The organism is Sulfitobacter pacificus, from assembly GCF_030159975.1.
GTDB classification, from domain to species: domain Bacteria; phylum Pseudomonadota; class Alphaproteobacteria; order Rhodobacterales; family Rhodobacteraceae; genus Sulfitobacter; species Sulfitobacter pacificus.
Genome location: NZ_BSNL01000001.1, coordinates 2861921 through 2885242, shown reverse-complemented (window position 1 = coordinate 2885242; position 23322 = coordinate 2861921). Strand labels below are relative to the sequence as shown.

At 57.1% G+C, this 23322-nt stretch carries 18 protein-coding genes; 10 read left to right on the top strand and 8 right to left on the bottom strand.

Annotation, left to right across the window (positions count from 1 at the left end; translation table 11 throughout):
* Window positions 1–23: 23 nt before the first annotated feature.
* From QQL78_RS14490 to QQL78_RS14480, 3 genes are all read left to right on the top strand, one after another.
* Window positions 24–2630, top strand: coding sequence for a TRAP transporter permease (locus tag QQL78_RS14490; protein ID WP_284374524.1), 2607 nt, complete (start codon window positions 24–26; stop codon window positions 2628–2630).
* Window positions 2627–3064 carry a universal stress protein gene (locus QQL78_RS14485; protein WP_284374523.1) on the top strand — a complete coding sequence of 146 codons (438 nt, stop codon included), beginning with the start codon at window positions 2627–2629 and terminating at the stop codon, window positions 3062–3064. The genes QQL78_RS14490 and QQL78_RS14485 overlap by 4 nt, the downstream gene beginning before the upstream one ends.
* 218 nt (window positions 3065–3282) lie before the next feature.
* Complete coding sequence (locus QQL78_RS14480) at window positions 3283–4797, top strand: ABC-F family ATP-binding cassette domain-containing protein (protein ID WP_284374522.1); 1515 nt, start codon at window positions 3283–3285, stop codon at window positions 4795–4797.
* 19 nt (window positions 4798–4816) lie between these two features.
* Here QQL78_RS14480 and QQL78_RS14475 read toward each other — a convergent pair whose 3' ends face one another.
* Window positions 4817–5404 carry an NAD(P)H-dependent oxidoreductase gene (locus QQL78_RS14475; RefSeq protein ID WP_284374521.1) on the bottom strand — a complete coding sequence of 196 codons (588 nt, stop codon included), beginning with the start codon at window positions 5402–5404 and terminating at the stop codon, window positions 4817–4819.
* A gap of 337 nt (window positions 5405–5741) precedes the next feature.
* On the opposite strand from QQL78_RS14475, the gene QQL78_RS14470 reads away from it, so the two are divergent.
* The gene (locus tag QQL78_RS14470) at window positions 5742–10175 is read left to right on the top strand and encodes a Hint domain-containing protein (protein WP_284374520.1); all 4434 of its coding nucleotides are present in this window, start codon (window positions 5742–5744) and stop codon (window positions 10173–10175) included.
* A gap of 115 nt (window positions 10176–10290) precedes the next feature.
* On the opposite strand, the gene glpK is transcribed toward QQL78_RS14470, so the two are convergent.
* The 6 genes from glpK to leuC form a co-directional block, all read right to left on the bottom strand.
* A complete protein-coding gene (glpK, locus tag QQL78_RS14465; protein ID WP_284374519.1) occupies window positions 10291–11778 on the bottom strand; it encodes a glycerol kinase GlpK in 1488 nt (495 codons plus the stop codon).
* A 131-nt stretch (window positions 11779–11909) separates the two neighbouring features.
* Window positions 11910–13016: a 3-isopropylmalate dehydrogenase gene (gene leuB, locus QQL78_RS14460; RefSeq protein WP_203241932.1), complete on the bottom strand. Its 1107-nt coding sequence runs from the start codon at window positions 13014–13016 to the stop codon at window positions 11910–11912.
* 66 nt (window positions 13017–13082) lie between these two features.
* Window positions 13083–14051: an endonuclease/exonuclease/phosphatase family protein gene (locus tag QQL78_RS14455; RefSeq protein WP_386258931.1), complete on the bottom strand. Its 969-nt coding sequence runs from the start codon at window positions 14049–14051 to the stop codon at window positions 13083–13085.
* Window positions 14051–14893, bottom strand: a complete 843-nt coding sequence (locus QQL78_RS14450) for a hypothetical protein (RefSeq protein WP_284375604.1) — start codon at window positions 14891–14893, stop codon at window positions 14051–14053. Before QQL78_RS14450 ends, QQL78_RS14455 begins: the two co-directional genes overlap by 1 nt.
* Before the next feature lie 304 nt (window positions 14894–15197).
* Window positions 15198–15803 carry a 3-isopropylmalate dehydratase small subunit gene (gene leuD / locus QQL78_RS14445; RefSeq protein WP_284374517.1) on the bottom strand — a complete coding sequence of 202 codons (606 nt, stop codon included), beginning with the start codon at window positions 15801–15803 and terminating at the stop codon, window positions 15198–15200.
* Window positions 15804–16064: 261 nt separating this feature from the next.
* Window positions 16065–17471: a 3-isopropylmalate dehydratase large subunit gene (gene leuC / locus QQL78_RS14440; RefSeq protein ID WP_284374516.1), complete on the bottom strand. Its 1407-nt coding sequence runs from the start codon at window positions 17469–17471 to the stop codon at window positions 16065–16067.
* 279 nt (window positions 17472–17750) lie between these two features.
* On the opposite strand from leuC, the gene QQL78_RS14435 reads away from it, so the two are divergent.
* The 4 genes from QQL78_RS14435 to rlmH all read left to right on the top strand — a co-directional run bounded on the left by QQL78_RS14435 (window position 17751) and on the right by rlmH (window position 20943).
* Window positions 17751–19094, top strand: a complete 1344-nt coding sequence (locus QQL78_RS14435) for a mechanosensitive ion channel family protein (RefSeq protein WP_284374515.1) — start codon at window positions 17751–17753, stop codon at window positions 19092–19094.
* Window positions 19095–19149: 55 nt separating this feature from the next.
* Complete coding sequence (locus tag QQL78_RS14430; protein ID WP_284374514.1) at window positions 19150–19875, top strand: hypothetical protein; 726 nt, start codon at window positions 19150–19152, stop codon at window positions 19873–19875.
* A gap of 212 nt (window positions 19876–20087) precedes the next feature.
* Complete coding sequence (rsfS, locus tag QQL78_RS14425; RefSeq protein WP_348540755.1) at window positions 20088–20456, top strand: ribosome silencing factor; 369 nt, start codon at window positions 20088–20090, stop codon at window positions 20454–20456.
* A 16-nt stretch (window positions 20457–20472) separates the two neighbouring features.
* Window positions 20473–20943, top strand: a complete 471-nt coding sequence (gene rlmH / locus QQL78_RS14420; protein WP_284374513.1) for a 23S rRNA (pseudouridine(1915)-N(3))-methyltransferase RlmH — start codon at window positions 20473–20475, stop codon at window positions 20941–20943.
* An 84-nt stretch (window positions 20944–21027) separates the two neighbouring features.
* Here the strand turns inward: rlmH and QQL78_RS14415 are convergent, their stop codons facing one another.
* A complete protein-coding gene (locus tag QQL78_RS14415; RefSeq protein WP_284374512.1) occupies window positions 21028–22122 on the bottom strand; it encodes a tyrosine-type recombinase/integrase in 1095 nt (364 codons plus the stop codon).
* 253 nt (window positions 22123–22375) lie between these two features.
* On the opposite strand from QQL78_RS14415, the gene QQL78_RS14410 reads away from it, so the two are divergent.
* A complete protein-coding gene (locus QQL78_RS14410) occupies window positions 22376–22912 on the top strand; it encodes a helix-turn-helix domain-containing protein (protein WP_284374511.1) in 537 nt (178 codons plus the stop codon).
* Between the two features lie 4 nt (window positions 22913–22916).
* Window positions 22917–23213, top strand: coding sequence for a hypothetical protein (locus QQL78_RS14405; RefSeq protein WP_284374510.1), 297 nt, complete (start codon window positions 22917–22919; stop codon window positions 23211–23213).
* The last annotated feature ends 109 nt before the right edge of the window (window positions 23214–23322 follow it).

The window sequence follows — 23322 nt, the reverse complement described above, 5'->3', positions numbered from 1 at the left end:
GCAACTCCAGGGGGACATGAAACATGACGAACAAGACATCCGAAAACCGTGCGCTGACCGAGGAGGAGCTACAGGATCTTGTCGCCTCTTCCGATGCCGGTGCGCGTGATCCTGCCGGGGCGGTTGGCACGCTGCTCATGGTCGTTGCTGTTGTCTGGTCGTTGTTTCAGGTGGTGCTTGCCTCGCCGCTCGCCAACTATGTTCTGCCCGGGGACGTGATCAACAACTCTCGCCAGATCCATCTGGCCTTTGCTGTTTTCCTTGCCTTCATGGCCTATCCCGCGTTCAAGTCGAGCCCGCGCACCTATATTCCGATTGCGGACTGGCTCCTTGGTTTGGTGGGTGCTTTCATCGCCATGTACGGGTTCTTTTTCTATCAAAAGATCGTTGATGCCGGGGGGCTGGCTGATGACGTGGATAAATGGTTCGCGCTGGCCGGGCTTCTTATCCTGTTCGAGGGCGCGCGCCGCGCGTTGGGTCCCGCCATGGCGATCATCGCCACGATCTTTCTCGCCTATGTGTTCTTTGGGTCTTCCGAAGTGGTGCCTGATGTCATCCGCTGGAAAGGTGCTTCGCTGAAGAAAGCGATGAGCCATATGTGGATCACCTCTGAAGGGGTATTCGGCATTGCGCTGGGCGTTTCGACAAAATTTGTATTCCTCTTCGTATTGTTTGGTGCGCTGCTCGATAAGGCGGGTGCGGGGAATTACTTTATCAAAATGGCCTTTGGCGCCTTGGGGCACCTCAAAGGGGGGCCAGCCAAGGCTGCGGTTGTCGGCTCTGCTGCAACCGGCCTGATTTCCGGGTCTTCCATCGCCAACGTTGTGACCACCGGTACATTCACTATTCCCTTGATGAAGCGGGTCGGTTTTTCCTCTGAAAAAGCGGGTGCGGTCGAGGTTGCCTCTTCGGTGAACGGTCAGATCATGCCACCAGTTATGGGGGCTGCGGCCTTCCTGATGGTTGAATATGTCGGCATTTCTTATGTGGAGGTGATCACCCATGCCTTCCTGCCTGCGACGATCTCCTACATCGCGCTGGTTTATATTGTTCACCTTGAAGCGGTGAAGAACAACATGCCGACTCTGGGTAACCGGGTTGTGTCGATGGGCAAGACCATCGGCGGCATGGCTGCGTTCTTTGTTGGTTTTGCGGCCCTATGCTACGGGGTGCAATATCCGGTCGGCTGGGTTGTTGCCGCGATGCCGGATGCTTCTGCGCTGGTGATGTCTCTGCTGATCTTCGCCGCTTATGTCGCGCTGCTTTACATGGCGTCCAGCGTGCCGGATCTGGAACCGGATGATCCCAATGCGGAAGAGGTTGAATTGCCGGTTGTTGGCGAAATCTACAAATCCGGTCTCTACTTCCTGCTGCCGATCATCGTCTTGGTCTATTTCCTGATGATCGAACAGAAATCACCCGGCCTCTCCGCCTTCTGGGCCACCATGCTGCTGTTTGTGATCCTGCTGACCCAACGTCCGCTCAAGGCGATCTTTCGCGGTGAAAGCGATATGGCAAATGCCTTTATTCAGGGGCTTGGCGACTTGATCCAAGGGTTGATCGACGGTGCGCGCAACATGATTGGTATCGGCCTAGCAACGGCAACTGCCGGTGTGATCGTCGGCACGGTTACACTGACCGGCGTGGGTCAGGTGATGGCGGACCTGGTTGAATTCCTGTCAGGCGGCAATCTGATCCTGATGCTGGTGATGGTGGGGCTGTTGTCCCTGATCCTTGGCATGGGCCTGCCGACCACGGCCAATTATATCGTGGTGTCATCCCTGATGGCCGGTGTGGTCGTCGAACTGGGCGCGCAATCGGGTTTGATCGTGCCGCTGATCGCGGTGCATCTGTTTGTTTTCTACTTCGGTATCATGGCGGATGTGACGCCGCCGGTTGGCCTTGCCAGCTTTGCAGCTGCCGCTGTGTCTGGCGGGGATGCGATCAAGACCGGCTTTGTGGCGTTCTTCTACTCCTTGCGCACCGTTGCATTGCCGTTTGTGTTCATCTTCAACACAGATCTTTTGTTGATCGACGTTGGATGGGCGCAGGGTATCCTTGTTTTTGTCATCGCCTCTATTGCGATCCTTGTGTTCACTGCGGGCACAATGGGCTGGTTCCTGACCAAAAGCCGGATCTACGAAAGCGTGGCATTGGTGCTGATTGCCTTCATGCTGTTCCGGCCTGATTTTGTGATGGACCGCCTGCAGCCGCCGTTCAAACAGGTTGCGCCAGCGGCCTTCTCTACGGCATTGGGAGATGCCGCGGAAGGGGATGAGATACGCCTGATCGTGTCGGGCCCTGACTTTGACACTGGCGAAACCAAGGAAACCACATTGGTGCTGCCTGTTGGTGCCGGGACAGCGGATGAACGGCTGACCGCCTCAGGTCTGTTGTTGCTGGAAGAGGACGGTGCGGTGAAAATGGATGAACCTTCCTTTGGGTCACCATTCTCTGGCAGTCTCTCCAGCTTTGACTTTTATGGAGATGATCCTGTGCAGATTGCATCGGTCAAGGCACCCTCAAACCAGATGCCCAAAGAGCTGGTGTTTATTCCGGCATTGATCCTTTTGCTGATCATCGCGTTTTTGCAGCGGGCACGTATGTCACGGACAGGAGAACCATCATGAGCACCTCGGTTTTATGCGCTGTCGATGTCAGCAATGGTGACGACGACCTCCCGGTAATCCGCCGCGCGGCACAGCTGGCGGCACTGGATGGTGCCCAGCTTGACGTGATCGCCGTTGTGCCGGATTTCGGGATGAGTCAGGTCGGCTCCTTCTTTGAAAAAGATCACCATGAGAAACTTGAGGAAGAGGCCAAAACGCATCTGCATGCGCTGATCACCAAAGCACTGGATGCCGATCAAAACGCAAAGGTCCGGCATGTGGTTGCCACAGGGCGGGCCTATGAAGAGGTTTTGAAGCTTGCAAATACGACGGGTGCCTCACTGATTGTGGTGGGGGCGCAGAAGGCTGAATTGTCCGATTATCTGCTGGGTCCCAATGCCGCGCGTGTGGTGCGCCATGCCAAATGCTCGGTCTATGTGGTGCGCCCGACGTAGGTCACAGCGGCCTTGACCAACACTCACTGGCTGCATAATCTGCCCCTCAACGGTCACAAACACGCACAACGGGAGGGCATCAGCTGAACATGCGTATCATCCGCCGACTTCAGCATGGTCCCCGTTTCGCCCTGCAAACCCGTTTGCAGGGCTGACCACAATACGGTCTGCCCACCCTGCCGCCCTGTGCGGCCTTTCCCGAATGTGCAGAGACCACAATGAACATCATCAATATTCAATCCCTTGGGGTTACCTTGGGCGATCCACTTTTTGCGGATCTAACATTTACCATTTCCAAAGGCGACCGCGTCGGCCTTGTCGCCGCAAACGGGCGGGGTAAATCCACTCTGCTGGGCTGTATGGCTGGCAATTTCGAACAGACCACCGGAGAGATCACCCGCGCACGTGGCTTGCGGATCGGCCATGTGGAACAGAATGTGCCTGCTGGGGCACTGACGCAAACGCTCTATGATTTTGTGCTGTCGGGCCTGCCGCAAGAGCAGGCGGATTACGAAAGCTGGCGGGTGGATGTGGTGCTGGACGATCTGAGCGTGCCTGTTGATTTGCACCAAAAGCCGTTGAAGGATCTCAGCGGCGGATGGCAACGCACGGTGCTGCTAGCGGCGGCATGGGTGACGGAACCGGATATCCTGTTGCTTGACGAGCCGACCAACCACCTTGATCTGAACCGGATTGCCCTGTTGCAGAACTGGCTTGGGAGTTTGCCGCGCGACATTCCGGTGGTGATCATCAGCCATGACCGCGCGTTTCTGGACGCGACCACAAACCGAACGCTGTTTCTGCGCGCCGAGCGCAGCCGCGCCTTTCCCTTGCCCTTCACCAAAGCGCGACAAGCCTTGGACGAGGCCGATGCAGACGATGAACGCCGGTTCGCCAATGACCTGAACAAGGCCAGCCAATTGCGCAAACAGGCGGCCAAGCTCAAGAACATTGGGATAAATTCGGGCTCTGATTTGCTGATCACCAAGACCAAGCAGTTGAGCGAACGCGCCGCCAAAATTGAAGCTGCAGCACGCCCTGCGCATCACGAAAAGGGCGCGGGTGACATTAAGCTGTCCAACAGCGGCACCCATGCCAAGGCGCTGGTGACGCTGGCCGATGTGCCCGTCACCACGCCGGATGGGCGCGATTTGTACAACACCGGCACCAAATGGATTTCTCAGGGCGAACGCATTGTCCTGCTGGGCACCAATGGGACGGGCAAGACGCAACTGATCAAGATGATCCACCGTGCCCTGATGGGGGAGGAACCCGTGATCAAATGCGCGCCCAGCGTTGTCCTGGGCTATTCCGACCAGCACCTTAGCCAGCTTGACGATGCCGATACACCGATGATGGCGGTCGCCGGGAAGTTCGACATTGGCGATCAACGTGCGCGCAGTTTGCTGGCAGGGGCGGGTGTAAACATCCAGATGCAGGAAACGCGGATCGGGGCTTTGTCTGGCGGGCAGAAGTCACGACTGGCGATGCTGGTGCTGCGGCTGCAACATCCCAATTTCTACTTGCTGGACGAACCAACCAATCATTTGGACATCGAAGGGCAGGAGGCGCTTGAGGAAGAGCTGACCAGCCATGGTGCCTCCTGTTTACTTGTCAGCCACGACCGCAGCTTTCTGCGCAATGTGGGCAACCGGTTTTGGCAGATCGAGCGCAAGCGGTTGATCGAAGTGGATGATCCAGAGGCCTTTCTGGCAGGCGAAATGGCGGGCTGACATCTGGCCGGATTTGTCTTCAGACAGGTCCGGCTAAAGTGACCCCCGATTGATAGGCGGTATCCAACAGACGATCCCGCCGCGCAGCGGAACCTTTGGAGCCGTTCAGCACTTTAAGGTCCCGCCGGACAAATCCGAAGTACCCAAAGGTGCCCGCCATCCACGCGGTTTCAATTGCGGCGAGATAGCCTTTGTCCTCCATTTCATCAGATCGGGCACCGGCGGGAACCAGAAACAGGCCGGTGCGCGGGCGTTGCAGCGATACCTCGGGATCATCCAACTGGTCATAGGCCCAGCCCCATGACCAGACACGATCAACCCAACCTTTGGTCAGGGCAGGCATGCCCCACCAGAACAGCGGAAAGACAAAGCAAACGGCATCCGCACGCGCAATCCGCGTCTGTTCACGCAGGACATCCGGTGGTGCCAAGCCGCTGTCGTCGCCTTCGATATCTGCCATGCTCCAGCGGGGATCAAACCCTTCGGCATTCAGATCGGCCAGTTCGGTGCTATGCCCTGCCGCCTCTGCGCCAGCGATGAAACGCTGCGCTATTGCCGCGCTGAACGAGGTCGGGTTGGGGTGATCAAGGATCGTCAGGACGTGCATTTACATCTCCGCAGGTGGTAAGTCGTAAGAGCGTGATCCACTACATGTTCGGTCGCGATCCGGGCGTGACAGAGCAGCGATGGTCACTGCCCGGCACTCTGCCCCAGTGCTCAGAGTTCGGCAAGCAGCGGGCTTGCCTTCCATACGCGTCCAGTTGGCGCAGGGGCGGGTGGTAATCTGAAAATCCTGTTTCAACCCTAGTTTTGCCCCGTTTGGGACAAGAAGATCAGCTTTAACGCGACATTATTGATGGATTCCGTCTGGCTTTACTCAGGTTTGTCAGCGGGCAAAGGACGTGTGTTTCAGACTTCTGAAGCGCCGGCAGAGGATTTGTGTTATGGCTATTCTTGACAATGCGGTGTGGATCGACAGCGGTTCCGGCTATGCGGAAGACGGATCAACCGTCATATCTGAAGCGGGCAACAGTACAACCGTCACCGCCAGCTTTACAGCTAACGCATGGGACGCCACGGCAAACGGAACCGGCGTTTCGGAGTTCGGCGCGGCCTTTGTCTCGGGCCCGATTGCGGCAAACTACACGTTTTCGAATCCGGTTGAGGATCTGGCCTTCACATTGGAACACGTCAGTTCCTCGGGCACGACCTATGACGACGAATTCACACTTGCGCTATACGATGAGCATGGCGTTCTGATCCCGGCGGCAGACATCATTGCAGGTTTGACGGGTGTGGTCGATGCTACCGTTTACACAGACCCCAACGGTTTTGTTGTCATTGAGGCGGATAACACAACGCCAGAGAACATCGGCATCAACATCACCGGCTACAAGGTATCAGCGGCGAATATCATCTTTGGCGTTGGCCCTGATGGCACGCAGTCCGGCGGCGCGGGGCTTAGTGATTTTTCTTTCACCGTGCCGGTGGCACCTGACTACATTGTCACGGGCACTGCGGGTGATGATCTGATTGACGATACCTACACTGACGATCCCGAAGGCGACAGGGTGGATCATAACGACAATGCGGTTGCCAATAATGACGACAGTATCGAAGCCGGTGCAGGGGATGATACGATCAATGCCGGTGCGGGGGATGACACCATTAATGCTGGCGATGGCGATGACCAAATAATTGACTCTGCGGGGGATGACCTTGTCCAGGGGGGCGAGGGCAGGGACAACTTTGAGTATACGACCATCACCGGCAATGACACGGTTATCGGCGGCGAACTGAACGATACTACGGCCACCAACAGCGGTGACAAACTTGACGCGCACCAGTCTGTGGATGATCTGACCGTGGTGTTTACCGGCAATGAGGCCGGCACGATGACCGATGGTTCGGGCGTTGTGACCTTTTCCGAGATTGAACATATCATGGGCGGGCAGGGTGCTGATGTGATCAATGCCAATGCCTCGAACATCCAGCAAATTCTGGATGGGGGTGAAGGTGCCGATACGATTACCGGTGGCGGCGGCAATGACATCATTGCCATGGGCCAGACACAGGATTTCTCGGCCACGGATGGCGACAATGACACGCTGGTTCTGAACAACTCTTTCGGCAATGACCTGATTGAGGGTTTTGAGGTGCCGACCGACCTTGGCGGTGGGGCCTATGCCGGAAATGATCGGGTGGATGTCACTGCTCTGACCGATGGCTTCGGGGTGCCGGTGACCACGGATACGGTGGTGGTGAGTGACACCAATGGTGACGGCAGCGGGGATGCGATCCTGACCTTCCCCAATGGTGAAAGCATCACCCTGAGCGGGGTGCGTGTTTCTGAAATTTCAAGCGAGGCGCAGCTGGCTGCCATTGGCATTCCACCACCTGCGGTGCCTGATTACATCGTTGAAGGCACTGAGGCGGGCGAGTTGATCAACCCGGGCTATGGCGGGGACCCTGACGGTGATCAGGTGGACAACAATGACCATTCCGACGGTTCCAACAATGACAGCATTGAGGCCGGTGGTGGTGACGATACTGTCAGTGCTGGCGTGGGCGACGATACCGTGGATGCGGGCACGGGTGATGACATTGTCTATGCAGAAACCGGGGATGATCATGTCAGCGGAGGCGCGGGCAATGATTCCCTGTTTGGCGAAAGCGGTGCCGATACATTGCTGGGCGGCGAAGGTGCCGACAGTCTGGATGGTGGCGCGGGTGCGGATCAGCTGACCGGTGGTACGGGGAATGACACGCTTTGGGGGCAGGATGGCAATGATACACTGGATGGCGGTATCGGCGACGACTTCCTGAACGGCGGCTACGAAGACGACCTGATCCGTGGTGGTGACGGCAATGATTGGCTGGAAGGCTGGTACGGTAATGACACCATTGAGGGTGGTGCGGGCAATGATTTCATTGATGCCGATAACGACAGCGACCTGGTCTATGCGGGAGACGGTGACGATACCGTTGTGGGCGGCTATTCGATCAGCTCTGACACGATTTATGGTGGCGCGGGCAACGACAGTCTGGACGGGCAGGGCGGCGATGACCTGATCTATGGCGGCACGGGCAACGACCAATTGTTCGGCTCCGGTGATGATGACACGTTTTTCCTTGAGGATAACTTTGGCGCAGACACCATCGACGGCAGTAATCTGGACGAAGATGCAGGGGACACGCTGGATCTGAGCCTTGTCACCACCGCAACCACTGTTGATCTGCGCGATGCCAATGCGGAAACTGGCACGGTTAGTGATGGCACCGATACCGCCAACTTTATGGAGATCGAGAATATTGTACTGGGCGGCGGGCGCGATACCATTGTTCTGGCGGACGGTTCCGGGGCGGATCGGGTGCAAGCCTTTGATCTGACGGACAGTGGTGACGGCAGCACAAACGACCAGTTGGATGTCACCGATTTGACCAGTGACGGTGGCACCACGCCGGTGACCACGGATGATGTGGTTGTTACGGATACCAATGGCGATGGCACTGGGGATGCGATCCTGACCTTTCCCGGCGGAGAGTCCATCACGCTTGTCGGGGTCCTTGCCTCGCAGGTGAACAGCGCGGCCGAGCTGGAAAGCATTGGCATTCCGGGGGTGGCAGCAGCACCGGATTTCATCGTTGAAGGCACCTCGGGCAATGACACAATCGATGGTTCCTATCTGGGTGACCCGGAAGGGGATCGTGTCGACAATAACGACCATTCTGACGGATCGAATAACGATTCCATTGTGGCTGGTGATGGCGATGATTCAGTCAATGCCGGGGTCGGCGACGACACAATCGACGGCGGTGCCGGCAATGACACGATTATCGGGTTTGAAGGGAATGACAGTGTCTTCGGCGGAGAAGGCGATGATGATATCAATACCCGTACAAGTGTTGGCACGGGCCAACCCGATGAAGGCTATACCGATGCATCCAACCCGGCGTTGAACTATGCGGCGGACACAGATCCCAACAATGACCGCGACACTGTGGATGGCGGCGGTGGCAATGACCGGATACGGACCGGAGACGATGATGATGTCATTGTCGCGGGGACCGGCGCTGACACCGTGGATGGCGGCTTTGATGATGATTCCATCTCGGGTGGCGCTGGCGCGGATTCGCTTGAGGGTAACGAAGGGAACGACACGATTTCCGGCGGTGCGGAGGGGGATATCATCTATGGTGATGTGTTACCTGACAATCCCGACTATCCGTATTTCACGCCCTATGACTTGCCAAATGACGGGTCAGATCAGGCCCCGGCCAATAACGCCGACCTGCTGACTGGTGATGGTGGTGATGACACGATCTATGGTCAGGATGACGACGACACGATTTCCGGCGGTGCGGGGGATGACCTGCTTGACGGGGGGAATGACGACGATGTGATCACTGGCGGCGCAGGGTCCGACAGTATTATCGGGGGCTCTGGCAATGATACCATCGACGGTGGCGATGGTGATGACAGCCTGAGCGGCAATGAAGGCAATGACGTTTTCACTTATAGCGGTGGCAACGACACGATTGGTGATCTGAACTTCGGCGCAACGGGAACGCTGAATGATGGTGACAGCAGCAACAATGATTTTGTCGACCTGTCAGGATATTACGACAACCTCGCGGAGCTTTATGCGGATCAGGCGGATGATGGTATTCTGAACCAGTCAAACGCAGCGGATTATTCCGACAACACCCAATTCGGCACCGGGTCTCTGACATTGCAGGGGGTTTCTGCCGACAGCACCGGTCTGACCTCGGAAAACACCGGCGTGGTCTGTTTTACCGAAGGGGCCAATATCCTGACGGAGGAGGGGTATCGCCCTATCGAAACGCTTGAACTGGGTGATCGTGTGCTGACCGAAGACAACGGGTTCCAGCCGATCAGATGGATTGGCCAGCGCAGGGTGCCGGGCAGTGGCAAACTCGCGCCTATCTTCTTTGAAAAGGGCGTGTTGCCGGGGGCCAAACGTCCGCTTCTGGTATCGCCACAACACCGGGTGTTGGTGGCCGGATATCAGGCCGAGCTGTTCTTTGGTGAATCCGAGGTACTGATCCCCGCGAAATTCCTGATCAACGGCACCACTGTCCGGCCGCGGAACTGCGTAGAGGTTACTTATATCCATATTATGTTCGATCGGCACGAGGTTGTCTTTGCGGATGGTCAGGCCTCTGAAAGCTTTTATGCAAATGACACGGGCTTGGATGTGCTTTCGGAAGAGTCTCGCGAAGAGTTGTTTTCGATCTTCCCCGAGCTGCGGTCAAACAGTGGTGCGCATGGTGCCACGGCGCGAAATTGTGTGAAGGCCCGAGATGCGGTTGTCTTCAGAGGGGGTATGATGACCGGGGCGGGTGGCCGCATGTAATGTGCTGCACGGTTGCCATCATGCGCAACACCTTCTGCCCCGCCAGATGGTTGGTCGGCAAAGCAAGGCTTTGGCCCAGCCAAATCAAGCGGCACTGTGCTGAAGGGGGCTGACCCTAAACTGACATAGTTGCCTGAACCGCGCGCTGCCATGCGTCGTAACGCTGATGGCGCAGATCCGCGCTCATGTCAGGGGTAAAGGTCTGTTCTACAGCCCAATTGTCGGCAAAGCCCTGCATGTCGGGGTAAAGCCCGGCACGTTGCCCCGCCAGCCAGGCGGCCCCCATTGCGGTGGTTTCCAACACCTGCGGGCGGTCGACCGGCGCGTCGATGATATCGGCGAGGAATTGCATCGCGCGGTTGTTGGCTGACATGCCCCCGTCCACGCGCAAGGTGGCATCGGAACTATGGCCTTGCCAGTCGGCACGCATGGCCTCCAGCAAATCGCGGGTTTGGAAGCCGACACTTTCAAGTGCGGCACGGGCAAATTCAGCAGGGCCAGAGTTGCGCGACAGCCCATAGACCGCTCCGCGACATTCCGCATTCCAATAGGGTGCGCCAAGGCCGGTAAAGGCGGGCACGATGATCACGTTCTGCTGCGGATCGGCGCTGGCGGCGAGGTCCTGAGTTTCGGCGGCATTGCCGATGATCTGCAACCCGTCGCGCAGCCATTGCACCACCGCACCGGCAACAAAGATCGACCCCTCCAGCGCATAGGTCGGCTTGCCCTCCAGTTGATAGGCGATGGTGGTCAATAGACGGTTGGAGGATTTCACCGGCGTGTCACCGGTGTTGAGCAAGGCAAAGCAGCCGGTGCCATAGGTCGATTTCAACATGCCGGGTTTGAAACAGGCCTGCCCGATGGTCGCGGCCTGTTGATCCCCCGCGACACCAAGGATCGGCAAGGCGGCCCCGATATGTTCGGGTGCGGTGACACCGAAATCAGCGGCGCAGTCTTTCACCTCTGGCAACATCTGCATTGGGATGTCGAAAAGGTCGCAAATGGTCTGGCTCCACAGGCCATTGTGAATGTCATACAAAAGCGTACGTGCGGCATTGGTGGCATCTGTCACATGGGCGGCACCGTTGGTCAGTTTCCAGATCAGGAAACTATCGACCGTGCCGAACAGCAACTCGCCGTTTTTGGCGCGCTCCCTTGCACCCTCGACGTTGTCCAGAATCCACTTGAGCTTGGTGCCGGAGAAATAGGGATCAGCCAGCAGTCCGGTTTTGGCAGTGATCATCGTGTCATGCCCTGCGTCCCGCAAGGACCGGCAGAAATCAGCGGTGCGGCGGTCCTGCCAGACGATGGCGTTATAGATGGGGTCACCGGTTTTTGCGTCCCAAACTACGGTTGTTTCACGCTGGTTGGTGATGCCGATGGCGGTGATATCAGTGGCGTTCAGGCCCGCCTTGGCAATTGCATCACGGCAGGTTTGCACCGTGGTGTCCCAAAGGTTTTGTGGGTCATGCTCCACCCAGCCACTGTGGGGAAAATGCTGTGGGAATTCCTGTTGCGCGGTGGCGGCAACCTTGATGTCTGCGTCAAAAACCAATGCACGGGATGATGTCGTGCCTTGGTCGATGGCAAGGATATGGGTCATGGGCTGCCTCCGTTTGCGAAGCGCGATCCTGCGGAAAACAGGGGGGGTATGTCAAGCCATCCTGTTAACGCAAACAGCCCGCTGATCAGGATGACCGGCGGGCTGTTGAATGTTTGGTATGAAAACGGCTTTTACAGGCTGGCGTCGAGGGCCCCAAGGATCAGATCACCCATTTCTGTTGTGCTGATCGGTGTGCCACCTTCGGGGCCCATCAGGTCTGCGGTGCGGGCACCGTCAGCAAGGACTTTCTCGACAGCCTTTTCCAGACGCGTGGCTTCTTCGCCCTGATCAAAGGAATAGCGCAGTGCCATGGCAAAGCTGAGGATACAGGCAATCGGGTTCGCCTTGCCCTGTCCAGTGATGTCCGGGGCAGAGCCGTGTACAGGTTCATACATCGCTTTCGGGCGGCCATCTGCGTTTGGGGCACCAAGAGAGGCGGAAGGCAGCATGCCCAACGACCCGGTCAACATTGCAGCACAGTCAGACAGGATGTCGCCAAACAGGTTGTCGGTGACGATCACGTCAAACTGCTTGGGTGCGCGCACCAGCTGCATCGCGCCGTTATCCGCGTACATGTGGGACAGTTCGACATCAGGGTAATCTTCGTCGTGGACCTTTTGCACAACTTCGCGCCACAGGATGCCGGACTCCATTACGTTGGCTTTTTCCATCGAGCAGACTTTGTTGCCGCGGCGGCGGGCCAGTTCGAACGCTGAACGTGCAACGCGGTCAATCTCGGACTCGGTATAACGCTGGGTGTTGATGCCTACGCGTTCGTTGCCTTCTTCGATGATGCCGCGAGGCTCGCCGAAGTATACGCCGGATGTCAGTTCGCGCACGATCATGATGTCCAGACCGGCAACCAGTTCCGGCTTGAGCGAGGAGAAATCAGCCAGCGCGTCAAAACACTGCGCCGGACGCAGGTTTGAAAACAGGTCCATTTCCTTGCGCAGGCGCAGCAGGCCGCGCTCTGGCTTTACGCTGAAATCAAGGTCGTCGTATTTCGGGCCACCGACGGCACCAAGCAGAACAGCGTCTACTTCCAACGCGCGCGCCATTGTGTCGTCATGCAGGGGCGTGCCGTGTTTGTCATAGGCCGCACCGCCGACAAGGTCGTGTTCCACGTCAAAGGGCAAATCGCGCTTGGCACCGAACCAGTCGATGATGCGGGTCACCTGACCCATGACTTCGGGGCCGATGCCGTCACCGGCAAGGATAAGAAGGGATGGGTTGGCCATGGGACGCTCCTTGAGAAAATATGTTTAGCGGGGCGTAGCGCGATGGGGCGAAAGGGTCAAGAACACCTAGCGCGTGAGGTCAACCCAGACGAGGGAATGGCGGCTGGCATCGGGGTTTGCCGGGGTGACCTGCGCCGCCGTCACTCGCCAGTCTGCGGAGGGCAGAACATAGTCCACACGCATTGGCCCGGTTGGGCCGAAGGCGACGGTCGGCTGCATTGGTAAAGGGTCTTGCAGGCGTGCATCGGTCAGCAGGCGGATCATTGCGCGGCCCATGCCATCACCAGCATTTGGGTCTAGATTGGCATCCCCCATCAGGATGAAGCGGTCACTTGGCACCGGGCCAAAGGCACCATCAAGATAATGCGTCCAGAACGCGGTTTCATCGTGGTTGCGTCTGCCGTTGCGATCCTCTGGCCCGTCAAAGACAGGTGGCGTGGCGTGATAAGTCAGAATGGTGATGCGCCCCAAGATAGGGTGTTGGATCGGGACGGCCCAATGGCCATGAGACGACAGCCGTTGGATCGCCTGAGCCTCGACGCTTGGGAAGGGCTTGCCATCAGCTTCTGGCAGCAGGGCCATGGGCAGGTCGCGCCATAAAAGCGTTGAGAAATCCTTCACCTCATCAGCAAGGATCGGATGTCTGGACAGTATCGCCATGCTGCCCTGACCGAAGAACCGGCCAAACCCCTGTGCATCTGCGGCCTCACCCAATTGGCCGTTGCCATCCAGATCCAGCGGGGTTATCAGCCCGGCATTTGGTGGGGCGGCAAAGTGAAAGGGGTAGTCCAGCCTGTCGGCCAAGGCAGCAAGCGCGAGGTTTTGCAGATCGTAGTCGATGTTTTGCAGGACGACCACATCTGCCTTTGCCTCAGCGATCGTGGCCAGTACTGCCAGCAATTGCGGCTCTTTATTGAGGCTTAGATCACGCAACAACAGACCCGGACCCTTGCGTGAAAGCTCTGTGTTATAGGTTGCGACACGCAGGGTTTCGGCGGGACATAGGGTGGCGAACAGGCTTAGGCAGAGCGCAATCAGGCCGTTTGGAAACCATCGTCGGCTTCGGCGTTGGCATAAGTGCGACGGCGCTTTTCCCCGATCATCTCGGCGACGCGGCCCATTGCGATGCCGCGCATGATCATGCTTGCGGGAAGGAAGGCCCATGCGCTGAGTGTCCAGATGATTGTTTGCGGGTTCTGCAATGATACAGTGCCTATCAGATCGGCCATGGCTTTGACTACTGCGGGGATCACAAAGGGCAGCAGAAAGCCCAGCACGATATTGATGCGGGCATCGCGTTGCAGGCGTTCGACAACGTCACCGCCGGCGGTAGGGTCGAACAAGGGCAGGTTTACCCAGACATTGAACGCGCCCTGACGGGCAGGCCAACCCAGCACGCGAACCATTACCAGAAAGACCAGCATCGAGATCACCGAGACCAGATAGGCGATACCAGCGGCGGTTCTGACGGAAGTTACCAATGTGGAATCTGCTTCGGTTGGCAGCATCAGCACCACAAGGCGGACGGGCGAATAGGGAAAGTCGATGGCATTGCCGAGGATCAAACCTGCGGAGGTCAATCCCGATGTCAGCGAGGAGGGCTCACTCTGGCCTTTGAAGATCAGGCTGAGAAAAAGAACCGTGGTCGCGAGGGCCGCAAACCTCAGGCGATTAAAGGGCGGGGCATCGCGAAACTCTACGATACTGGGAAAATTGGAGTTATATTCGACGAAGGTCAGGAAGGCAGCAAGAAATGCCACAAGAACAGTGATTTGCGTTGAATCGCTCGCCACGCCGGGCAACAGAAGTGCCGGTGTCGCGATCAATACAGCCACCATCAGGCCGCGCGTCGCCGCGCCTGTCATTCGTCCAATCACTACTTTACCCTTCCAAACTGGCCAGACGCGATACATGCCGCGTACTTGTCCCAACTTGTCGCCTCCAGGGAAATGGAGGCCTGCCTCATTTCTGCCCAATTTGTGCCTTCTTTCGCCTTGGTTCTCAAGTCACTGGTTAACGATCTGCAAAAGGTAAGGCGATTTGAAGGTGAGGGTGGTGCGTTCTTGCATCTATTTCAGGGCAGAAAAGAGGCGAGCCTCAAGATGTTGTGGGTGCCACTGGGGCGCCCACAATCTAAACGTTTAACCTGTCATTATTTAGTACAGATTGATTAACGCTGTGTCAGACCCACGGACGGCTTTGAGACGCGGTGGCCTCAAATGAGTCGATGGCGGCGGCTTTTTCCAGGGTCAGGCCGATGTCATCAAGACCGTTCATCAGGCAGTGCTTTTTGAAGGAATCGATCTCGAAGGAAAAGACCTCGCCGTCGGAAGTCGTCACGGTTTGCGCCTCAAGGTCGATGTCCATCCGCGCATTGGCACCTTTCTCGGCATCCTTCATCAGAATGTCGATCTGCTCTTGTGGCAATGCGATGGGCAAGATGCCATTTTTAAAGCAGTTATTGTAGAAGATGTCGGCATAGCTGGGCGCGATGATACAGGTGATGCCAAAGTCGGCGATGGCCCATGGCGCGTGTTCGCGTGAGGACCCACAGCCGAAGTTATCGCCAGCCACAAGGATCTGCGCATCGCGGTACTGTGGTTTGTTCAGCACGAAATCAGGGATCTCGTTGCGGTCGTCATCATAGCGCATTTCATCAAACAGGTTCACCCCAAGGCCGGAGCGCTTGATGGTTTTGAGGAACTGCTTGGGGATGATCATATCGGTATCGATGTTGATCAGCGGCAGGGGGGCGGCGATGCCGGTCAGTTTGTCGAATTTATTCATGGTTGTGCTCCGATCAGGTTGCGTTTTCGCAAACAGCGATAAACTTGATCCATCCGTTTGATTGTGGTGTCTCTGAGTAGCTTTCGGCTTTGCCTGTCGGGCAACGGCTTACGACAGAAGTCCGTACTTCTTCAGACGTCCAGCCCTCAGGGCTATAACTGCCGCTGATTCCGCCATCGTTGAAATCCATTTTGTAAGCACTTGGATCGCTGCTGCAGGCACCTAGACCAATGACCGCAAGCAGAACATATCTCTTCCACATTACATCATCTCCCGCACATCGGTCAGCTTGCCGGTGATCGCCGCTGCTGCGGCCATCGCGGGTGACATCAGGTGGGTGCGTCCGCCCCGGCCCTGACGGCCCTCGAAGTTGCGGTTGGATGTTGCCGCGCAGCGTTCGCCTGCTGACAGTTGGTCAGGGTTCATCGCCAGACACATGGAGCAGCCTGCAAGGCGCCATTCAAATCCGGCTTCGATAAAGATGTCGGACAGACCTTCTTCCTCGGCTTGGGCGCGGACCAGACCGGAACCGGGCACAACCATGGCGCGGATGCCATCCTTTTTCTTTTTGCCTTTGAGGATCGCCGCCGCTGCACGCAGATCTTCGATACGGCCGTTGGTGCAGGAGCCGATGAACACCGTGTCGATTTCGACATCGGCCAAAGGTGTGCCCGCCGTCAGGCCCATGTAGTCAAGCGAGCGCTGGGCCGCCTCTACCTTGCCGCCTTTGAAATCGCTGGCGGATGGGATGTTTGCGGTGATTGGCAGTACGTCTTCGGGTGAGGTGCCCCATGTGACAACCGGTGCGATGTCTTCACCCTTGATGGTGATCACCTCGTCCCAGGCGGCGTCATCGTCGGAATAGAGGGTTTTCCACCAGTCCATCGCCGCTTCCCATTGTGCGCCTTTTGGCGCGTGGGGACGGCCCATGCAGTATTCAAAGGTTTTCTCATCCGGTGCGATCAGACCTGCACGCGCGCCGCCCTCAATCGCCATGTTACAGACGGTCATACGCCCTTCCATAGACAGATCACGGATCGCTTCGCCGCAATATTCGATGACATAGCCGGTACCGCCAGCGGTGCCGGTGACGCCGATCACGGACATGGTGATGTCCTTGGCAGTCACGCCGGGGCGCAATTTGCCGGTGATCTCGACCTTCATGTTTTTGGATTTCTTCTGGATCAGCGTTTGCGTTGCCAGAACATGTTCCACTTCAGACGTACCGATGCCGTGGGCCAATGCGCCGAAAGCACCATGAGTTGCGGTGTGGCTGTCGCCGCAAACAACGGTCATGCCGGGCAGGGTCCAGCCCTGTTCAGGGCCAACGATATGCACGATGCCCTGACGGACGTCAGAGACAGGATAATAATGGATGCCAAAATCCTTGGCGTTCTTGTCCAGCGCCTCAACCTGAATGCGGCTGTCTTCGGTCATGGTGGCGGCGTTGGCGCGATCCAGCGTGGTGGGCACGTTGTGATCCGGTACAGCGATGGTTTTATCCGGTGCGCGCACGGTACGGCCGGTCATGCGTAGGCCCTCGAACGCCTGCGGGCTGGTCACTTCGTGTACAAGGTGACGGTCGATGTACAACAGGCAGGTGCCATCATCGGCTTCATGTGCCAGATGGGCATCCCAGATTTTATCGTAAAGTGTCTTGGGGGACATGGGTCCACTCCCGTATTTGGTTTGAAAAACTGATAGTGTGCGACGGCGGGTGTCGCGATGCCGGACTTATAGTCGGGAAAGCACCGTGGTGGTGGCCCCAAAGAAGCGTTCGCGCAGGCGGGCGCGGTCACCGATGTTGATAATCCGTTTCATGCAATGTGGAATACACCTGTGCCTGCTGCGCTGCAAGCGCTGGTCGCGCTGCCTTATAGCGCTAAATTCAAGCAGGGTTGCACGGCTTGGCCGCTTCTGCGACCCTTTGAAAAGTGAGGACTGCGCATGAATGATTTGACCGACCCATTTGCCGATTTTCTTGCCACGCTTGAGGGGGTCTGGCTGTCGGGGCAGTCGTTTCTGATCGGGGTGATAGCCCCGGGATGGCGGCAAAATCAGGTACTTATCCTTATTGCATTGGCATTGATCGCTTGGCTGGTGCGCGGGCGTTGTGTGCATTTGCTGGAACGTTATGTGCGGTCGCGCGAAGGTTGGGCCAAGTGGCAGTTGCGGTTCATTGTGCAGCTGAAACAGCGGCTGGGTTTGATCGTGTTTGCGCTGTTGGCAAGTGCTGTTTATTTTGTGATGCAGAATGTCACATGGCCATCGCGGTCCTATCTGATTGGTCTGGCCGCGACATTGACAGCCGTGTGGGTTGGTACTGCCTTTGCCGCGCAGTTGGTGCATGACAGGTTTATCAGGCGCATCGTCAGGTGGTCCTTGTGGATCTATGCCACGCTGTATCTGTTGAATGTGTCTGATGATGTTGCCGAATTTCTGGACAATATCGCGTTGGAACTGGGCGAGTTCCGGCTTTCGGTGTTGACACTGATTACAGCCTTGGTGGTGATCGGTGCGCTGTTGATGATGGCGCGGTTTGCCAGTCGGGCGACCGCCAGCACCATTCGCAAGAATGAGGACATCAGCCCCTCGATGCAGGTGCTGGCCGTCAAGGGCGTACAACTAGTGTTGTATGGTGTGGCGTTTTATCTGGGGGTCAAGGCGGTTGGCATTGATCTGACCGGGCTTGCGGTGCTGTCGGGGGCGATTGGTGTCGGCCTTGGTTTTGGTCTGCAAAAGGTGGTGTCGAATCTTGTGTCGGGTGTGATCATCCTGCTGGACAAGTCGATCAAGCCGGGGGACGTGATTTCACTGGGCGAGACCTTTGGCTGGATCCAGACATTGGGCGCTCGATACGCCTCTGTGGTGACGCGGGACGGTCGGGAGTATCTGATCCCGAATGAGGATTTGATTACCGGGCAGGTGGTCAACTGGTCGCATTCAGACGATTTCGTGCGGCTCGATATCCATTTTGGCACTGCCTATGGTGATGATCCGCATCAGGTGCGCAAGTTGGCGATTGAAGCGGCCAGCGGGGTCAACCGGGTGCTGACGTTCAAGCCGCCAGTCTGTCATATCGTTGGGTTTGGTGACAGCAGCGTGGATTATATCCTGCGGTTCTGGATCAAGGATCCGACCGGCGGGCTGACCAATATTCGCGGCAATGTGTTTCTGGCCTTATGGGATACGTTTCAGGAAAATGGCATCTCTATCCCCTTCCCGCAGCGCGAGGTTTTGATGCTGGAAGATAGCAAGCTGTCAATTAGCCGGAAGGGTGGGGCGCAATAGTGTGCCCGGTCCGCAGGAAGACCTGTCTGTGATCAGGTAAGGGAGGGCGCGGGGTATGAGGCAGACCGGCGACGTCATTCTGATCGTGGGCAGTGGTCCAAATGCGGTGGCGGCGCGGCGCTGGCCGAAAGAGTGGTTTGACCAGATCGTGGTCATCAACAACGCTTGGCGGTTGCGTCCGGATTGGGACAGGTTGGTGTTTCCCGAAGATTTCCCGGTGCAAAAGCGCCCCGCCGAGATAGTACCGGGTCAGCAGTTGGTTGAGGCGGAAGCCTTTGTGCCGGCGCAGAACCTATTTGGCGGGTTTGTTCATGGCGGCGCGACGATGGCCTTTACTGCCGGCTATTGGGCGCTGGCCGCGCTGCGCCCTCGGGTGATGGCATTTATCGGCTGTGACATGGTGTACCCCGCCACAGGCCCTACACATTTCTATGGCAGCGGAACGGCGGACCCCCTGCGTGATGACATAAGCCTGCGTGATCTGGGAGCTAAATCAGCCCGGCTGGCGCTGATCGCCGCCGCGCAGGGATGTGCCTGTGTGAACCTGTCGCAAGACGAATCGTCACTGTTGTTCCCAACCGCGGCCCCTGATGCATTGCGCGGCGGAATCATGCCGCCGGCGATTGATCTGCAGCGGGTGGCTGGCTTGCGTGCGCGGGAAGATGCCTTGGGTTATGCCACGCCGGACGGGCGCTATGTGAATGACCCAAGCGCCTATGACATGGATATCTTGGGGGAAATTGATGCAAACTGGCGGATGCTACTGCATCCGTTCACCTGATCGCCGCACCGGTGCTTGCGGCCAGAGAACACCCTGTACGGATGGCGGGCAGTAATGTCACACCCTGCGGCCTTGTCATTGAATTGTCAGCTTCGTGTTGTTAAATTACGAAAAACCCCAGCGCCGGGGGCAAGGCGGCGCGCCCAAAGGAGGACAATGTCCTGTCACTACATACTGACGCATCCGTGCATGCGAAACCGGGGGCACCGCTGATGGCGCGTACCTCTGACATGACAACAAGCAATGCTGTGTTGGCCGCCATCCTGAACTCTCTGGAAGAAGACAAAGCCGAGGACATCGTGCAGATTGATCTGCGCGGCAAGACCGAGATTGGCGATCACATGATCATCTGTTCCGGCCGTTCGACCCGTCAGGTTTCGGCGATTTCGGAAAAGCTGGCACAGAAGGTCAAAGACGAATTTGGCCGCTCGCCCAAGATCGAGGGCAAGGACATCGGCGACTGGGTCTTGATCGACACAGGCGACGTGATTGTGCATGTGTTCCGCCCCGAAGTGCGCGAGTTCTACCAGCTGGAAAAGATGTGGATGGACGGCGGCGAAGTCGCATCCCCGCAAAACTGATCTTTAGGGCCGCGCAATGCGAGTTCATATTTGCGCGGTGGGCCGCCTGCGGGCTGGTCCTGAAAAAGACCTGATCGATGATTATCTGACACGTTTCGACAGAACGGGGCGGGCCTTGGGCCTTGGACCTGCGCGTGTCGTCGAGGTCGAGGATAAGAAGGGCGGCGGCATGGTGGCAGAGGCCGCATTGCTGGAACGCGCCCTGCCTGCTGGTGCGTTGATCTGCGCATTGGATGAACGCGGCAAGGTCGAAACTTCGCCCGAGTTTGCCAACCGTCTGGGCGGATGGCGTGACATGGGGCGCGGTGATGTGGCCTTTGTGATTGGCGGTGCTGATGGAATCGCAGCCGATCTGCGGTCCCGGGTGGATCACAAGCTGTCATTTGGCAAAATGGTCTGGCCGCATATGCTGGTGCGGGTAATGCTGGCCGAACAGCTCTACCGCGCGGCGTCGATACTTGCGGGCGGGCCTTATCACCGGGTGTGAGGGGGGCTTGCGCGTGGCAGGTTTGGTGACCCCGGCAGGATTCGAACCTGCAACCTGCCCCTTAGGAGGGAACCGTTCATAGCGTTATTCCTTCTTTGATTTCCGTTGTTTGGGTGTCTGTACAGGGTCTTCCTGTACATGGTTTGTACGAAAACGGGCCCTAACATCGGCCTCATCCGTCTCGGCATGGGCATAGATGCGCATGGGCAAATTGGGGTCCGACCAGCGCCCAGCCTTCGCCGCAGTGACCGGATCGACGCCTTGTCTGACCACCAATTCCGTGAAGAATCCGTGCTGACCAGCTGGGTGGGCTGAGAGATATTGGATGCCCGCCCGCTTGCAGATCGTCTTCCAACGGGTGTTGTAGCCTGTCGAGCTTCCATAGCCGAACACACGCGGTTTCATGAATTTGCCGGTCTTACGGTTCTTGGGTCGTTTGGGAGGAAGCGCGAGCAGCTCATCCATCATCTGCGGCGAGACGGTGATCCAGCTCTCTGCATGCCCCTTCTGGGCCTTCACTCTGACCTTGTTCTCGGCGGGTCTCAGATCATCAGGCTCCAATGAGACTGCCTGATCGATCCGCGCCGCCGTCTCGAACATGAACCGCACCAACGCGGCATTGTACGGATCGGCAGCACCACAAAACGCCTCGATCCAATCCTTGTCAGCCGGTGTGCGCTCAACCCTACTGATTTTCCCGCGTCGCCTGTCCTGTGCGATCCGTTCGAACTTGTCATAAGGTTTCACCCTGATCAGCGGTGTACCTTCCAACTCATGCGCGTTGTTGATCACTGCGCTAGCAGGCGTCACGATCTCGCGCCACCACGTATCAGTCGACGCCTTTGGCTTCAGCTTGGGTCCCAACCCTTTCAGCAGCGCTCCAGAAATTGCTCTTAGTGGCGTATCGCCAATCTCCTGAACAATTTCGATCAACTGCTTGGCCGCTTTCGGAGAGGCATTGTAAAGCATGATTGCATCAGAAAACGTTTTGCTTGGCTCATCTCCGAGCAAGTACTGACGAATTTGATACTCGGTCTCATGCGCTAGCCAGTCCCGTGCGCCTGCTTCTGTAGTCGACCCAGTGCTGTCGCGGTATTTACGTGAGATCGGTCTGCCGTTGTATTCGATCGTCCCGTAGACATAGTAGTATCGGCCCCTCTTGTAGATTTTGGTCGGCATGACGGGCCTCTCTCAAAAATTGTATCGATTTGGGCAGGTGTGATTAGCATGGTTCGCCCCAGCCGATAAAACGCGCCCGTGTCATTTGCCCGCTCACGCAATGTGCGCTCGGAAATCTCAATCTCTCGCTCTGCCATGATCTCAACCCATTGAGCTGGCGTCTTCCCAAGTCCCAGGATTTGCGAGCTGTCTGATTTTTCAATTTCTGCCATTTCATTCGTCCTTGTCCGCTAGGTGTGAATAGGTTTGCCGCATGGAATCGCTTGTTCAGCACCATCTGACGTGTTCAGATGGGATTAACCGTAATAGTTCGTCATTTTTTGCGATATTCGCGAAAAAATACGAAGTCGTCAATTGGAAATCGAAGATGGCGCAAAAACATGCTGATTTGTTTGCTGCTATGGGTGCGCGTCTGACCATTGCACGCAGTGAAGTTGGCATTTCGCAGGCAGCTATGGCGGAGGCTATCGGCGTCTCCCCACGCGCGTACCATAGCTACGAGAAAGGCCAGCGCGGCATTCCAGTGGAAGCCCTGATAACAATGGGCAAACGGTTTGAAGTCGATGTGCCTTGGCTATTGCTAGGTACAAACGCCATTAGAGCCGGACACGATTTCAACGCACTCAAAGAAATTGAAAGCTCGCTGGATCAGCACCTCAACGCAGAGGGTATCAAGATCAAAAGCGAAAAACGCGGGGCAATCGTCGCGCGCTGGTACGAGTCACACGTCAAGGGTCGTGAAGTAACGGATGACGACGTTCACACATGGATCGAGCTTGTTAGGGAGTAAGCACATGCAACAACCAAGCGAAAATTGGAAACGTCTCCGCCACGCTGTATTGGACAGGGCCCATCGAACCGCCATTGAACCCTTCTCTCCAGTGTACAACGTTTATGTGGCTGTTTGCGCTGTGTATCTCGCAGGCTTCGCCCACTTCAACCTCTTCGCCGACGGCGCAGAACTCAACCTTTTCTCAGCATCTTTGCTCATTGCGGCGGCTTTTTCAGGAGCGCTTGTACCGCTACTGACCGGTGCCGTGGTCACCTTGCACCTTACAAGCCGAAGGCTGCAACATCTGGTCAACACGTAACTTTGAGCGACCGCTGAGGTAATCATGCCAAACTAGGTAACAATTGCCTCGTGATTGGGGCTGCGGTGAGGGGAATTAAATCACCCATTGGCCGCAACCCAGATAATGC

Bases quoted from the DNA above. Each gene is read 5' to 3' on its own strand.
- rsfS (WP_348540755.1), top strand. From the start codon at position 20,088: ATGGCGCGTACCTCTGACATGACAACAAGCAATGCTGTGTTGGCCGCC.
- QQL78_RS14405 (WP_284374510.1), top strand. From the start codon at position 22,917: ATGCAACAACCAAGCGAAAATTGGAAACGTCTCCGCCACGCTGTATTG.
- QQL78_RS14480 (WP_284374522.1), top strand. From the start codon at position 3,283: ATGAACATCATCAATATTCAATCCCTTGGGGTTACCTTGGGCGATCCA.
- QQL78_RS14415 (WP_284374512.1), bottom strand. From the start codon at position 22,122: ATGCCGACCAAAATCTACAAGAGGGGCCGATACTACTATGTCTACGGG.
- QQL78_RS14490 (WP_284374524.1), top strand. From the start codon at position 24: ATGACGAACAAGACATCCGAAAACCGTGCGCTGACCGAGGAGGAGCTA.
- glpK (WP_284374519.1), bottom strand. From the start codon at position 11,778: ATGACCCATATCCTTGCCATCGACCAAGGCACGACATCATCCCGTGCA.
- QQL78_RS14430 (WP_284374514.1), top strand. From the start codon at position 19,150: ATGAGGCAGACCGGCGACGTCATTCTGATCGTGGGCAGTGGTCCAAAT.
- QQL78_RS14485 (WP_284374523.1), top strand. From the start codon at position 2,627: ATGAGCACCTCGGTTTTATGCGCTGTCGATGTCAGCAATGGTGACGAC.
- leuB (WP_203241932.1), bottom strand. From the start codon at position 13,016: ATGGCCAACCCATCCCTTCTTATCCTTGCCGGTGACGGCATCGGCCCC.
- QQL78_RS14470 (WP_284374520.1), top strand. From the start codon at position 5,742: ATGGCTATTCTTGACAATGCGGTGTGGATCGACAGCGGTTCCGGCTAT.
- leuD (WP_284374517.1), bottom strand. From the start codon at position 15,803: ATGAATAAATTCGACAAACTGACCGGCATCGCCGCCCCCCTGCCGCTG.
- QQL78_RS14475 (WP_284374521.1), bottom strand. From the start codon at position 5,404: ATGCACGTCCTGACGATCCTTGATCACCCCAACCCGACCTCGTTCAGC.
- QQL78_RS14410 (WP_284374511.1), top strand. From the start codon at position 22,376: ATGGAATCGCTTGTTCAGCACCATCTGACGTGTTCAGATGGGATTAAC.
- QQL78_RS14435 (WP_284374515.1), top strand. From the start codon at position 17,751: ATGAATGATTTGACCGACCCATTTGCCGATTTTCTTGCCACGCTTGAG.
- rlmH (WP_284374513.1), top strand. From the start codon at position 20,473: ATGCGAGTTCATATTTGCGCGGTGGGCCGCCTGCGGGCTGGTCCTGAA.
- leuC (WP_284374516.1), bottom strand. From the start codon at position 17,471: ATGTCCCCCAAGACACTTTACGATAAAATCTGGGATGCCCATCTGGCA.